Annotated in this window: 13 protein-coding genes and 1 pseudogene; 3 read left to right on the top strand and 11 right to left on the bottom strand. The window is 38.3% G+C overall.

The window, feature by feature from the left end; translation table 11 throughout:
* Positions 1 to 101 precede the first annotated feature (101 nt).
* A pseudogene (locus tag J4G36_RS18915) lies at positions 102 to 401 on the top strand (ABC transporter permease); the annotation flags it as partial.
* 113 nt (positions 402 to 514) lie between these two features.
* On the opposite strand, the gene J4G36_RS01225 reads toward J4G36_RS18915, so the two are convergent.
* The 11 genes from J4G36_RS01225 to J4G36_RS01175 form a co-directional block, all read right to left on the bottom strand.
* Positions 515 to 2,371 carry a glycoside hydrolase family 32 protein gene (locus tag J4G36_RS01225; RefSeq protein ID WP_246880361.1) on the bottom strand — a complete coding sequence of 619 codons (1,857 nt, stop codon included), beginning with the start codon at positions 2,369 to 2,371 and terminating at the stop codon, positions 515 to 517.
* A gap of 90 nt (positions 2,372 to 2,461) precedes the next feature.
* Positions 2,462 to 3,331, bottom strand: coding sequence for an ROK family protein (locus J4G36_RS01220; RefSeq protein WP_210468006.1), 870 nt, complete (start codon positions 3,329 to 3,331; stop codon positions 2,462 to 2,464).
* Positions 3,332 to 3,355: 24 nt separating this feature from the next.
* Positions 3,356 to 4,810 carry a glycoside hydrolase family 32 protein gene (locus J4G36_RS01215; RefSeq protein ID WP_210468005.1) on the bottom strand — a complete coding sequence of 485 codons (1,455 nt, stop codon included), beginning with the start codon at positions 4,808 to 4,810 and terminating at the stop codon, positions 3,356 to 3,358.
* Positions 4,811 to 4,828: 18 nt separating this feature from the next.
* Positions 4,829 to 6,433: a type 2 periplasmic-binding domain-containing protein gene (locus J4G36_RS01210; RefSeq protein WP_210468004.1), complete on the bottom strand. Its 1,605-nt coding sequence runs from the start codon at positions 6,431 to 6,433 to the stop codon at positions 4,829 to 4,831.
* Between the two features lie 19 nt (positions 6,434 to 6,452).
* On the bottom strand, positions 6,453 to 7,328 hold the full coding sequence (locus J4G36_RS01205; RefSeq protein WP_210468003.1) for a carbohydrate ABC transporter permease: 876 nt from the start codon (positions 7,326 to 7,328) through the stop codon (positions 6,453 to 6,455).
* A gap of 21 nt (positions 7,329 to 7,349) precedes the next feature.
* Positions 7,350 to 8,291 (bottom strand): ABC transporter permease, encoded by a 942-nt coding sequence (locus J4G36_RS01200; protein WP_210468002.1) that lies wholly within the window; start codon positions 8,289 to 8,291, stop codon positions 7,350 to 7,352.
* Positions 8,292 to 8,409: 118 nt separating this feature from the next.
* Positions 8,410 to 9,375: a LacI family DNA-binding transcriptional regulator gene (locus tag J4G36_RS01195; protein ID WP_210468001.1), complete on the bottom strand. Its 966-nt coding sequence runs from the start codon at positions 9,373 to 9,375 to the stop codon at positions 8,410 to 8,412.
* A gap of 583 nt (positions 9,376 to 9,958) precedes the next feature.
* Positions 9,959 to 10,879 (bottom strand): HNH endonuclease, encoded by a 921-nt coding sequence (locus J4G36_RS01190; RefSeq protein ID WP_210468000.1) that lies wholly within the window; start codon positions 10,877 to 10,879, stop codon positions 9,959 to 9,961.
* A 253-nt stretch (positions 10,880 to 11,132) separates the two neighbouring features.
* Entirely contained in the window at positions 11,133 to 12,011 is an 879-nt protein-coding gene (locus J4G36_RS01185) for an SMP-30/gluconolactonase/LRE family protein (protein ID WP_210467999.1), read from the bottom strand.
* Between the two features lie 223 nt (positions 12,012 to 12,234).
* A complete protein-coding gene (locus tag J4G36_RS01180) occupies positions 12,235 to 12,438 on the bottom strand; it encodes an alpha/beta-type small acid-soluble spore protein (RefSeq protein WP_210467998.1) in 204 nt (67 codons plus the stop codon).
* Positions 12,439 to 12,494: 56 nt separating this feature from the next.
* On the bottom strand, positions 12,495 to 13,103 hold the full coding sequence (locus J4G36_RS01175) for an HNH endonuclease domain-containing protein (protein WP_210467997.1): 609 nt from the start codon (positions 13,101 to 13,103) through the stop codon (positions 12,495 to 12,497).
* 162 nt (positions 13,104 to 13,265) lie between these two features.
* On the opposite strand from J4G36_RS01175, the gene J4G36_RS01170 reads away from it, so the two are divergent.
* Together J4G36_RS01170 and J4G36_RS01165 are read left to right on the top strand one after the other, a co-directional pair.
* Complete coding sequence (locus J4G36_RS01170; RefSeq protein ID WP_210467996.1) at positions 13,266 to 13,445, top strand: hypothetical protein; 180 nt, start codon at positions 13,266 to 13,268, stop codon at positions 13,443 to 13,445.
* A 184-nt stretch (positions 13,446 to 13,629) separates the two neighbouring features.
* Entirely contained in the window at positions 13,630 to 14,526 is an 897-nt protein-coding gene (locus J4G36_RS01165) for a vanadium-dependent haloperoxidase (protein ID WP_210467995.1), read from the top strand.
* Positions 14,527 to 14,538: the final 12 nt, after the last annotated feature.

Here is a 14,538-nt window from a genome sequence, read left to right as displayed (position 1 = left end):
CTTTACAAATAGATAAATTACAAAAAAATCCAACCAGCTATTAATTTGGTTGGATTCTTTGTTTTTATATGGCAATATAGAAGCGATTTCTCTTGTAAGCTTTAACATTTATCATTTCTAAGTTATCCCAAGACAATGCAGCGCTAATAAAAAATCTCCCGGATGGTCACTTTTATATGGAGACCGAGGCCCATGAAACCTACTATTTTTCAAGAATAGATAAAGATTTGCAAGACAACATACTATCCAAGCAGAAAGATGCTGTGGCACTTTCAATTCAAATGGGATTTGTAAACGATTCAAACGATAAGCAACATTGTCTTGCGTTTGTTACATCGACTGATTCCAAGTTGATTGAATCAGTTGAAAAAGGTGAAATTTCATTAGATTGTTCATTAGAAAGGACGGAATAGTGAAAAGTGCCTGTGCAAGATTGAATCATGATAATTCACGACTTTAAATAAAAATTTAAGGGTATATCTACAAAGTTTTTCATCATGTTTCTTCTCCTCTATTACGAATGAACCCTAACCTTTATCACCTTAGTAATCTTCCCGCTCGCGTCACTCACTGTGATACTCGTAACGCCAGGTTCCAAGGCTTCCAAAGATATCATTGAGTCATCATCCTGCTCTGTGATTGCCACTACATGCGACTGTTCAACTTCCCATTTATAGCCCTTATCATAACCATTCAGCTTCGCCTGTGCCTGAATAGTCGTCACTTCACCAACTTTTAATGTGACATATTCCTCACTGACTACAATTCTGGTCAACTCATGCGCTTGTGGACGTTCCCGCCATGTCGAATGCAACTCAAAGAAGTCCAATTGCACGACATCTACACTGCCGCCCTTTGTATATAATTCAATCGCATTATTCGTCGGCTTTGTATAAATCAATTTGGTAAACGCGAATTCACCTTCATTGACAAATAACTCAATGGAAGATTCGTCTACAAGACCCCTTATCTTTATCTGTTTTCGCTCCATTGGGTAATCCGTTTCGTGGCGGTTACCAAACTGATACATATTTCCGTTACGATCCGTCAATTGTTCCAGTCCAGCATTTGAGCGATCTAAATAGATTTTATTGGCCGCTGTATCAACGCCAAATACAGCCTTTTCCTCTTCGGATTGGCGAAGACGAATACCGAACTCCTCTACATCATCCCATTCCACAATCATTTCAAATTCGAATGTTGTACTCGCAAATGCATCAATCGGATGGTCGCCTTCTAATCGGAATGCCTCCACATGATGTGTATTTGCCCGCAAATTTTCTATTTCCTGAATAGGTCCTTGGAACAGTCGAATACCACCATCTTCAATTGTCCGAAGTGATAACTCACGCGGAATCGACATGGAGCCCATCCATGGATCTGTTGGGGATTGGTATGGATAGCGCCAATTCGCCATCCAGCCTAGCCAAATTCTTCTGCCATCCTCATCAGGAATACCCGAAAATGACTGTGCCGCATAAAAGTCTTGGCCGAAATCAGTCGTTAGCACTGTTTCTGGAGAATTGTCATTAACAAACGTTGTTCCATCAAACTCTCCTATGAAATATTGAGCTGTAGAACCATTCGTTGCATCATTATCTCCAACACTCACATGCAGAACCCACTTCTTATTTCCCTGATCCCCATTGACAGGTAGCTCGAATAAATCCGGACACTCCCACACAGCAACATGCGAGCCTTCATCTTCTCCAAATTGACTTTGAAACGTCCAGTCTATCAAGTTATCAGAGTTGTAAAACGTAACACTTTGATTCGTAGAAATTACCATTACCCACTTATTTGTATCCTCATGCCAGAACACTTTTGGATCGCGGAAGTCTTTGATACCGGGATTTTCAATGATCGGGTTACCTTCATAGCGCTCCCATGTTCTCCCTTTATCTTTACTATACGCCATACCCTGTGCTTCACCGCCCTCGGTACTGGTGTAAAAGGCAACTAAACCAGCCTTCCTACCAAATAAGCCACTGGAATCATTCCAGTCTACAACCGCACTACCCGATAATGCTTGGCCAAGTAAATCATGCTCCAAAGCGACGGGAAGGTGTTCCCAATGGAGCATATCTGTACTAATGGCATGCGCCCAGTTGCCATTCTTTTGATGAAATAAATGATATTCTCCTTCAAAATAAATAAGTCCGTTTGGATCCGCTAAATTCCCTGACGGCGTTGAAAAATGAAACTGTGGCCGATACATTTCCGTATAGTAATCAGCATTTGCTGCCTGCTTTTTACTTAGACCTTCCGCTTTCAAATCATTCTCTCCTTTCTTGTCTTGTTCAACTTCACTGCATCCAACTAATAAGATTAATATCCCTATTAGCGTAACAATAAGTCTCTTAGTTTTCAAAATATACCCACTCCTTATTTAAGCAATATTTAAGACCAAACCAATCGTTAAATACAATCGGTTTGGTCTCTCATTTCTTTATGGAGTTTCCTATTCCAACTCAGCTTTCGCCAAATAAAATGCGCCTTTAATGGCTGAAAACCCTTCAATGCCCGGTGTGACAATATAGTCAGCAATCTGATCTTCTAGCTGTGGAAAAGCTAAATAATGATTATTCATCGCCTGCAGGTGTTTGTAAATTACAGGCAACACTTGTCTTTGCTTCATAACTCCACCGCCTAGAATAATTCTTTCTGGTGATAGCGTTAGAACATACGTCATTAACGCTTGCGCGATATAGTAACCTTCAATTTCCCATACTTCCGCCCGTTCTGACAGCAACACAGCTTTTTCATTCCATCTTTTTTCAATCGCTGGTCCAGAGGCTAGTCCCTCCAAGCAATCGCCATGGAATGGACAACCGCCCTCAAAATGGTCGTCTGGATGTCTTCGAACCGTGATGTGCCCCATTTCAGGGTGACTGATTCCTTGTAGCATCTTGCCGTCATTCACCGCACCTACGCCGATTCCCGTTCCAATTGTGATATAGATACAGCTATTTACGTCCTGGGCCGCTCCAAACTTTGCCTCTCCCAATGCCGCAATGTTAACATCCGTATCGAACACCATCGGGACATCCAAGTGCTCTTTTAATGATGATAGGATATTAAAATGTTGCCATGCTACTTTAGGCGTCGTTGTGATGCAGCCATAATTTGTAGAGTTTGGATTAATATCTGCCGGACCGAATGATCCTACGCCTAATGCTTTAATCTTAAATTGTTGAAAGAATTCTTGTACTTTCTTCATCGTCTCTGCAGGAGTTGTCGTTGGAATTTCAATTAGCTCAACCACATTAAAATCCATATCCCCCACAGCACAGACAAACTTTGTTCCACCTGCTTCAATTGCACCTAGCATGAAATATTCTCCTCTCCATACTTGTCATGAGTGAGATGCTGAAATATAGCTGTTTTTTACCTGGATAGCTCCACCCAATGAGAATAGGGTAATCTCTTCACAAACCTTATCCGGATAAATCAAGCTCGTCACAGCATAAGCACCTTCATTGAAGAATACTTCAATTGAAGAAGAATCTACAATAATACGCAACTCCACTTTATTCGTAGCTTGTAGGTTAAACTCTTGGTGATTTGAAAAGTTTTCTGAGAATTCGATTTGTCCTGAATCTTTTCGATCCAACGTGACTCGATTCGTCTCTGCCTCTATTACAAGCTCCGTTTTTTGGCTTGCCGTATGGGACAACACGACCCCAAATTGCTTTGCGTCATGATTATCAATCTCTAAAACAATCTCCACACTCGACTTATCCACCGCAAACGTTTTTGTCTCTTCACTGTTGATTAACACATCGTCAAATTCAACAACTTTCGTAAAGTATGAATCTAGTTCCTCGACAGGATTTTGAACGACCAGTAACTGATCTCCAACATGTCTTAATGCCAAAGTTCTTGGCAGTGTCATCTGGCTTCTCCAACCCTCAGTCGGTACTTGGTTAGCATAGCGCCAATTACTCATCCAGCCCATATAAATTCTTCGACCATCCTCCGTAGGGATATCTGAAAAACTCACACCAGCGTAATTGTCTTTACCAAAGTCTAGCCACTGAATCTCTTTGTTATCTGCTGTAAAAGTCGAGCCATCAAAAGAACCTACAAAGTATTGCGTTCTTGAGCCAGTATCAAATTGAGGGTCGTCCCCAATACTGACCAATAATACCCACTTCTTCTCTTCACTATTGTCTACAGCCAATTCAAATAAATCAGGACATTCCCAAACGCCATCATGGGAACCAATATTATCCCCAAACTCACTTTCAAACTGCCAGTCTATTAAGTTCGGCGAAGAGTAAAAAGTGACCGTTTGTCCTGTCGCTAACGTCATTACCCACTTTGCGGTTTCCGCATGCCAAAACACTTTTGGATCCCTAAAATCTACTTTTGTTGGGTGCCCGAGAACTGGATTCCCTTCGTACTTCGTCCATGTTCGACCTTTGTCATGACTATAAGCGAGACTTTGGGTTTGAACAGCCGGCGTCCCATCATCCTTATCCAAATGATGCGTAAAAATCGCTACGATTCCTGGCTCATCCGGGAAAAAACCTGATGTATTATGCCAATCAACTACAGCACTTCCTGAAAAAATTGTCCCCAATTCATCCGGATAGAGAGCAATCGGCAACTCCTGCCAGTCAATCATATCTTTACTGACAGCATGACCCCAATGCATGGGACCCCATACGCTATCATTTGGATTATGCTGGAAGAACAAATGATATTCACCTTTATAATAAACCATCCCATTCGGATCATTCATCCAATTCTTTTTTGGTGCAAAATGCAAATCTGGTCTATACTTCTCAAGATTATATGTCTTCAATCACTATTTCCTCCTCTATTAGTTTGAATTTCGGTCATAGCCATCTTGTTTAATTTGTAGCCATGTAGGGAGTTTCAATCTATCTAGCTCCGCTAAATACTCGTCCCACTCTTCTTCTGCTTTTCCAGTTTTAATCCACTCTGCTCGTTTTCTATGCACATAAGCGAATAGATCCGTTTCGATACTTGAGAGTTCTTTTAATTCATCCAATGAGAAAAATACTTTCGGATAAATATTGTCGGCATACATATGCGGTGACATAACTTCCTTCATTAAATTCAATCTGCCTACTGCATCTTCCGGCTTTGTCGTAACTGTGCCATAGTATTCATCCAAAATCGCTAATGGGCCACCAATATTTGTTTTTTGTCTTAGCTCAGCAGGTGCAGTTCCATCTAGTTCAAGGTGTTTTAACATATTTGCATTTTCGTCAAATTCAAAAATATTTTGTTGTTCTGTATCCCCATAAGTTCCCCAGTTATTTTGCACAGATTGTACAGGATCATAAAGCTGGTCAATCCATTTGGCTGTTAACTCCAAGTTTTCATTGGCACTTGTAATAACCATTTTTCCTCGGTCAAAGCCCATACCATTTGTACGTGCAACATGGATATTTCCTTCAGCATCCGCAAGTGGGGGCATTAGCTCATATTTATCGTTATCGCCACTAATATTAGCTTTATCCCAAGTGAAATATAGACCGTACTTCTCGTCTTTCCCTTTAGCCACATACGTATTGAAATCTTGTTCGAAAGCTTCTTCGTCAATTAAATTGTTTTTATACAGATCGGCAAAATACATCATTGCATCACGATAACCTTCATCTGCTGCAGTAAAGATGACTTCACCATCATTGGAAACAACCGTGTGATCCCAGTTGTCACCCAAGCCAAATGGATTGAACAAAAATGCAAAGTCTTCCCCGCCGTGGTTAATAATAAAAGATAACGGAATTTCATCAGCTTGACCATTACCGTTTGGATCGTCATTTTTGAAGGCTAATAACACTTCTTTTAGCTCTTCTACATTGGTTGGTATATCCAATCCTAAATTGTTCAGCCACTCTACATTAATCCAAGGGAATGTATCAATGGAGTGAATATTCTCTTTCCCCGCACCTAATTCCTCAATCCAAGGGAATGCGTAAATATGTCCATCTTTTGCCGTAATCATGGACCTGTATTCCGGTCTGGCTTCTAATACTTTTTTAAAGTTCGGCATATATTGGTCGATTAGATCTTCCACTGGAATTATTGTCCCATCTTTCCCTAACTTTTGAAGATCATAGTCACTATAGGTAGCATCTAAAATAGCATCTGGCAAATCACCACTGGCAATCGTCAAGTTTCTTTTTTCAATAAATGAATCATTCGTAAAGTTTTTCCATTCAATATTGACACCCGTTTTTTCTGCTAGTCGTTTGTAAATTAGCTTGTCATTCGGATCTGTCGGTGCTAAAGGTGAGCTTTGTGTCATGAACTTTAAGCTCACCGATTCTTCCAATGGAAATGTGATATCTTTCAGCTCATAAGCTTCAGATGACGTGCCGCTATCTTTGCTACATCCTGCAAATAATAGCCCTGTAACGAGTAAAGCGGCTAGTGCTTTGTTGCTTTTCTTCATACTAAAACCCCCATTTTTTTTATTTTATTGAACCAACCATTACGCCTTTTTCAAAGTACTTCTGGAAGAAAGGATACATAATGATCAGAGGTAAACTAGAAAGAATAATAGACGAATATTTAATCATTTCTGACAACTTTTTTAATTCTGCCACGGCTAGTTGATCGCCAATCATGCCAGGCTGCACTTCATTTTGGATAAGAATCGAACGTAACACCAATTGCAATGGATGCAATTTAGAATCCTCCAAGTAAATCATCGCGTCAAAATAAGAATTCCACTGGCCTACAAAGGCATAGAGCGCCAGCACAAAAATAATCGGTTTTGATAAAGGTAAAATAATCTTAAAGAATATAACTAAATCTGAGGCTCCATCAATTTTCGCCGCTTCCTGAAGCTCCTTAGGAATGGCTTTGAAATATGTTCTGGCTAAAATAATATTCCAGACACTAATGGCCCCTGGCAAAATAATGGCCCATATGCTGTTTAACATCCCTAAATCCTTGACCACTAAATACGTAGGGATTAAACCACCACTGAAAAACATTGTGATGAGGAAGAATATCATAATAGCCTTCGTTCCCCTAAACCCCTCAACGGATAGTGGATATGCAGCAAATATGGAAACAACGACTGTCACTACAGCAAATCCAACTGAGTACAGGATTGAGTAAAGGAACCCTCTAATAATCGCTTCATTTTGCAAAATTTTTACATAGCCTTGTAAACTCCAATCATCCGGATTTAAAGATATACCTTTGCTCAGCAAGACGTTAGGATCTAAAAATGAGGCTAACAACACATAGAGCAATGGCAACAGAATGAGCAAAGTAGCTATTATTAAAACGAATTTATTTATCGTTAGTAGCAATTGATCTCGTTTTGAATAGTTCATATTCCTATCTCACCTCTACTTTTAATAAAGACCTTCACCTTCATTAAGTTTTTTAACTACATAGTTGACAAAAATAAGTAAAATCACATTGATAATAGAGTTAAATAATCCAACTGCCGAGGAGTATGCATAGTCCCCAGCTTGCAGCCCCACTTTATAGACATAGGTTGCAATAATTTCAGACGTCGGTATATTCATAGCGGTTTGCATCAAATAGGCTTTTTCAAACCCAATACCCATGATCCCTCCAGCCGCAAGAATAAATAGTACAGCCATCATAGGTTTTAATGTTGGTAAATCGATATGTCGTACTCTTTGCAATAGCGATGCCCCGTCAATAGTCGCTGCATCATGCAGCTGAGGATCGACATTTGAAAGCGCTGCCACGTAAATGATGGAAGCCCAACCTGCCCCTTGCCAAATACCCGAAAGAATATAGATGGATACAAATGCATCTGGATCAGACATAAACGAAATCGGCTTATCCATGAAAAACGATAAAATCGCGTTAATGGGTCCCATTGGTGATAGAAAGATGAATAACATCCCCGTAATGACAACGACCGAGATAAAATTCGGTGCATACAGGATCAATTGAATATTTTTCTTAATGGATGCTCGTTTCACTTGATTTAACATTAACGCGAGAATAATAGGTACTGGAAAACCTAACACTAAGCCGTAGACACTTAGTTTAAGTGTGTTCATAAAAATGTCTCCAAAGTTGGGGGACGTTAAAAACTTTGTGAAATTCTCAAAGCCTACCCAATCACTTCCCCATATTCCTCTCATAGGACTAAAATCTTTAAAGGCAATAATAGACCCATACATCGGAATGTACTTAAAAATAATTGTCAAAATTATCGCCGGGGCTAAAAATAAATACAGCGTGTAGTTTTGAATCATATACCGTAATAAACTTTGTTTCTTGTGAGGTACATTTGTTTTTGTATCAGTGGTCATTTCTATGCATAGCCCCCTTAAAAACGTTTTTTGATTTGTGAGTTAATCATATGTCAACCGCTTTCATATGTCAACCGCTTGACATAAAATATATTTAAAAAACCTAATCTTAAGAAAATTAGGTTGTCTCGTTGATTAATAGCTGAACAGGTAATGTTGTTTCATATGGACCTGAAAGTTCGGAGTTGTCAATCATATCAACTAACTTTTTCACAGCTGTTTTAGCGATTTCCTCAATCGGTTGCTTAATCGTCGTGAGCTGAGGTAATAAGCTCCTCGTCGTTTTCGTTCCATCATAACCAATGACCTTTAATTGCTCGGGTACTTGAATGTTCAATTCTCTTGCAACTTGCAAACAGGCAGCTGCCATTAAATCATCACTCGCGAATATGCCATCTGTTTCAGGACGTTCCAATAAAATTTTTCTGATTGATAATACAATATCCTCTTCATCAAATTCCAGTTCATATGTAGTGGGATTATCGACCAGATCCTCATAGGCTTTTCTTCTATATTGAGCTGGTGTTTCTAATTCAAGAGGTCCATTAATGTGAATGATCGATTTACAACCTCGATCTAATAAATGCTGGACAGCCAATTTTCCTCCCATGTAATTATCAGAACCCACTACAGGTATTGTCGGTGCCAAGTAATGGTCAATCGCAACAATTGGAAGCTTCGGATACTTATAGGTATCGATTCCCCGGTTATACGAACAAACTATAATACCATCTACTTGATGTCGAATCAGCATCGTCGAGTAGGCTTTCTCTTTTTCAAGTTGCCCCGCACTATTACAGAGAATAATCTTATAGCCTAAGGCAGAAAAGATATTTTCAATGTACAACGATAATTCGCCAAAAAAAGGATTACTAACCGTCGGGACGATTAATCCAATATAATTCGTTCTCTTTTTGAACAGAGACCTTGCAACATCATTGGGGTAATAATTCAATTCCTTAATAGCCCTCTCCACTTTTTCTCTTGTCTGCTCACTAATATAACCTCTATTATTCAACACCCGAGATACAGTAGTCGGAGATACTCCCGCTAGTTTTGCAACATCTTCTAATTTAACTTTCATAAATTGTGTCTCCTTAATAAAGTATATTTATTCCCAGTATCCATTACATCTTAGCATATACTACTAGCTAATGACTTGCTAAGGATGCATCTATACCTATTGACTTATTTGTATAGAAAAGTTTACTACTTGTAAGCCAATAAGCAGTAACTTATCATCATTTCATTTTTTAGATGCATTAATTAGAAATGCACTTAACTGATCACTAATATTTAAATTAACATTTTCTAAACTATTTACTTCGCCATATATTCTTTTAAAGTTCATTATAAAACTTTGGAAAGAGTCAGATGCTAAGTATATATTATCTCCCTCCTTTTCGTGAAACCAAATATAAATTTTATTTTGTGTGTCATCATTTATTCCAATGCAAACTAAATCTCCTCCTCTCTATAAAATAAAAAATGCTATACTCCAAATTGAAGTAAAGCACTTTTTAGCCCAAAACCGTAAATCTAATGCAATCTTTTAGTTTTCGTTGAACAATGGGACCTGTGTGACAATTAACCATGATTGCTTGGCCCTTCACAATAACGCTGCGCAACGAACCATTTAAAATTTTTTGTTGCACAGTTACATGAATTCACTCTTTAAACATATGCTTCTTATGCCACTTCAGATATGGCTTGTTCTTCTCAGTTCTATTCACGTTCATCTTCATTTGAAGTCCATACTTATCGTAATCTTCTTCAGGAATCCTAGATGATATATGGATTTGACCAGTTCCGTCAAATGCAATCAGGCCGTGACGGTAAAGCGCATCATGGTTACGACAAAGAAGAAGACCATTGTTTGGATCGATGCGTTCATTGTTCGTACTGTCTTTCCATGGTTTTGCGTAGCTTGCTTGAAGCAGTTCTGGCAGCTCAATCTCGCAAAGTGCGCATTGACCGTGCCATAGTGGCAGGAGTGCATGTCTGAACCTTTGATGTCCTAGTCGTAATTTAGCTTTCGTTTCTGATTCAGTTTCAGCGAGAAGCGGGATGAAGAAATCATGTTCCGTCTTCTGCACGGTGCCCATCACGAATTCCAATTGTTCTTCATCGATTTCATAGATGTTCAAGCCCGCAATCAACTCTACTAGTTTAATGGTCAGTTCTTCATTGCATGGATATAGATAGCCTTGATTCCCATTGGCATTCTCTTGAAATGCGGAATACTTTATAGGCAAAAGCGGAAGAATTTCATCAAAATAATTTTCTATCGTTAACGGCTTATCGAGTTCATAATAGTCGACCTCCACTGAGTACCCCTTTGCATTTTCGATACCTGGAAGCGAAATTTCGGAAGGCTTATATGCTTCTTTATAGCCTGATTTTGCTACACTAATTGCGATAATATCTCCTCGAACATAATGAAAGATGCGATCGCCTTCCATTACTTCTTTCATGCGCTCCCAGGAATGTTGGACATTGCCCACACTATCTCGTTGTAACGACCAAAGAACACCTAATTCTTTCTCATCATGGTAGGTGCGTCCTTGCATAACGATGTAACTTTCCATGGTTCTTCACTCCTTTAAAAACTGTTGCACTTCTCCTCTCTTAATTATATAGGATCTTGATGCACTTATACGAATACAAGACAATAATCATGTCATAATACAAGTAAAAGTGCCTTTACAAGGAGGCTTTTTCAATATTTTCCGTGCTGGTATCACTTCTTGAATAGCTGCAATTCCAACTTAACTCAGAATAACAACTCAACAAAAGAACTTCCATTGTATGTAAATTAATCAATTAAGCAACGTTGTCACATTATCCTTTGTAAAAAAATTCTTTATTCCCCTTAACGCCAACCTTCGCTTTAAAAATACCACCTGCTAGTGGCTCCTCTTTCAATTCTTTTTCACTAGGATTCAATCTGGCTGTCGTGATATATAATTCATCCAAATCCTTTCCACCAAATGTGCACGAGGTTACTTTGCTGCAAGGAACGAGTACTTCACCTATTATCTGACCAGTTTTGGGATTACATCGTATAACCTTGGATCCTCCCCAAAGTGCTATCCACAGCATGCCTTCACGATCGATTGTCATCCCATCTGGTGCACCTAAATCCTTAGATATATTCACCGCTACTTTTCGATTACTAATTGCACCCGTTTCAATTTCGTAATCAAAAACAAAAACTTTATTTAATGGCGTGTCGATAAAATACATTTTATTTTTAGATGTATCCCAAGCTAACCCATTAGAAATGGTTACATCCGCTATCACTTTTTCTACTAAATGATTCGTATCCAAACAATAAAGGCTTCCTTCGTTTTGCACGGCCTCTAATGACATCGTTCCTGCCCAAAATCTCCCGGCAGGATCGCATTTCCCATCATTAAAACGATTACTTTCCATATTGCTTTCTGGATCGTCAATTTTGATAAGTTGACCGTTATCCAAATTTAAAAAATGAAAGCCATTTTGCAAAGCTACTACCAAACCGCCCTTTTCTCTTATTGCAGCTGCACCTATCAATTGTCCAACATCGATAGATAGATTTATTTCTGTAACAGGATTGAATACATTTACTTTTTTACCGAGAATATCTACCCAATATAAAAGGTTCTTTTCATAATCCCAGCAAGGGCCTTCTGCCAATATGGCTTGTTCATTAAGGACAAGTTCTGCATGATAAATCATTACCACCACTCCCCTTGAATAATATTTCTTAATAATACCTGTCATTCCCTCTATTTTCAGAATAGTTAACATCTACTATACCATAGGAATAGAATGCCATTGTGATTTGAATGGCAAAATGGGGACTGTTGAATGAGAGATCGATGCTTAGGAACCCTAATTAATTAAAAAAATAACTGTCTCGGAAATCTTTCCGAGACAGCCTTTATGATGATTTAATCAGTTATTTACTTCCATTCATTTGTTGTTGGGCTTGACGAATTAATCGCTTGGTAATTTCTCCGCCTACGGATCCGTTGGCACGTGATGTTGAATCGGGTCCCAATTGAACGCCGAACTCTGATGCGATTTCGTTCTTCATCTGATCAAGTGCCTGCCTAACTCCTGGAACTAGAAGTTGGTTCGAGTTACCACTGTTGTTTGGCATGATTAACACCTCCTCGTAGTGTAGAATGCACGAGAACGCAAAAATCATACACTTTGTCATGGGGTCCAGCCAGTTGGGAATCCATTTATTCCAGCGTAGGCATAAAGCTTCTCGACCGTGCTTTTCTTATACTCCGCAAACTCTTCACGGATAGTTTGATCAGTCACTTTTGTTATCCGATCATTTCGTTGGAACAATTTATTGATATATTCATTTGATGGGAGTTTGCTATCTTTCCTGCTATTTAACGAAGGGGTCGTCAAAACAAAATTCCAGAGGTTATCACCATGTACAAAACTCCACGAAATAAAATGATCCACGACTTTCTTGCTCTTCCCCTTTACCAATGTGGCATTCGTATAAAAACAACGTGATTCTGAATAAGTCAGTAATAGCTCCCGGTACTCTGTTAATGATTTCCGTTTTGTGATGTTTTCTATGTGATTGATGATCACTTCATTGGAATAGGATTCATTTCGTGATTGCCTAAAAATAACTTCTTGAAATTTAAGTAAAAACTTATACGCCGATGGATTGAATTGTAGAGTTTTATCCTTTTTATTGAATCCATATAATAATCCTTCTGTATCCTTATATAATGCGCCTAGTACATACCTGTTAATTGTCTTACTTTGTATCGCTGTGTTTATTTCGTTTTTGATCAAATCCGATAAACTGTCATAATGTATTTCGTAAATCTAGTGGCATTATATGGATTCTACATATACGAGAGTTACTTATGCATATTCTCGATTTTTATGATTGTTTGCATTACAATTTCAATTATAGCGTTGGACAAGAAAGGAGGTATTAACTAAATTTTGATTTTGAAATGGCTTATTGCTAGTTTATTTATTTTGATTGGATCTTTTTTATTGTTTCTAACCATTGATAATATGGGGAATATAGGTCATATGATTAAGATATTTACGGGAATTGGATGCTTTTTTATTGCTGGTAGTATTGTCAATGGAAAGAAAAAGAAAAAAATAAGAGGGGGGGATTGAATTAAGGGGAGAAATACGGGGATTTTGTGTAACTCTGCTTTATTCAATTGTAGTTAATAAACTGAATAATTTCTTGCACAGACGCGTAACAATTTTTTACATCTGTTTTCATGTATTCTGTGTGTTTCACCTATATTACAACTTCACTACACGAATACTATGAGAATGGAGGTGTCAATTTTCTATGGATAGAAATTATTTACGTTGGTCAAAGCTCCCTTACGCGGGTGAAATGAAACCACCAACTGATTCAATTACACCATTAGCAGGCTCATGGTCATTCATTTATTTAGATAGAAATGAAAAAGGAGATTATTTAGAACCTAATGGCAGCGTTATGAATCTACCTATAACAGATCCAAATAATATTAATTTTGATAGAGAATTAAAAGTTGTACAAAACACATTAAAAAACATTACAAAAAACGAAGAAAATCTAGCTATATATTATGGAACTGGAGTGCCAGCCAAACAATGGACACCAGTGATTGACCGTTTAATTGATACGTATGGTGTTCCTCCTACAACTTCAGGACGAATATTATCCGCAGTACATGGTGCTATCAACGATGCGTTTGTCATCGTCTGGGACTTAAAATACGGTTTTGATGTTGCCAGACCCAATCAATACGATCATACAATGAAAACATTGTTATGTACCCCTCGTTTCCCTACTTACCCTTCTGGTCACGCCACAGTATCTGGATGCGCAGCAACTGTGCTTAGCTATTTCTTTCCGAGAGAAGAAAGAAATCTACAAAGAATTGCTAATGATAACGCTTCGAGTCGACTTTATGCTGGCGTTCACTTTCATATTGATAATGAGGAAGGGCTCAATCTAGGAAGATACATCGGAAATATTATTGTAAATCACCTTAAAACACAAGAAAATTATGATTCAGATCCTATTGATAGGCCTTATAGTAAGTACAAAAATGCTGATTTATACCCCGTAAACTACGAACAATTTATACCGTTCGATTTTAATGATTCGTGCAGTTCGTTATTGCTGGATGCTGATGAACCTTCTATTAATAAAAATAAGAAAACTGCTACTTCAAAGCCTAAATTGTTTTTATAAAAAAATAAGTGC

This window comes from Sporosarcina sp. 6E9 (genome assembly GCF_017921835.1).
In the GTDB taxonomy this organism is placed as follows: domain Bacteria; phylum Bacillota; class Bacilli; order Bacillales_A; family Planococcaceae; genus Sporosarcina.
This window is presented reverse-complemented; position numbering and strand designations above follow the sequence as displayed.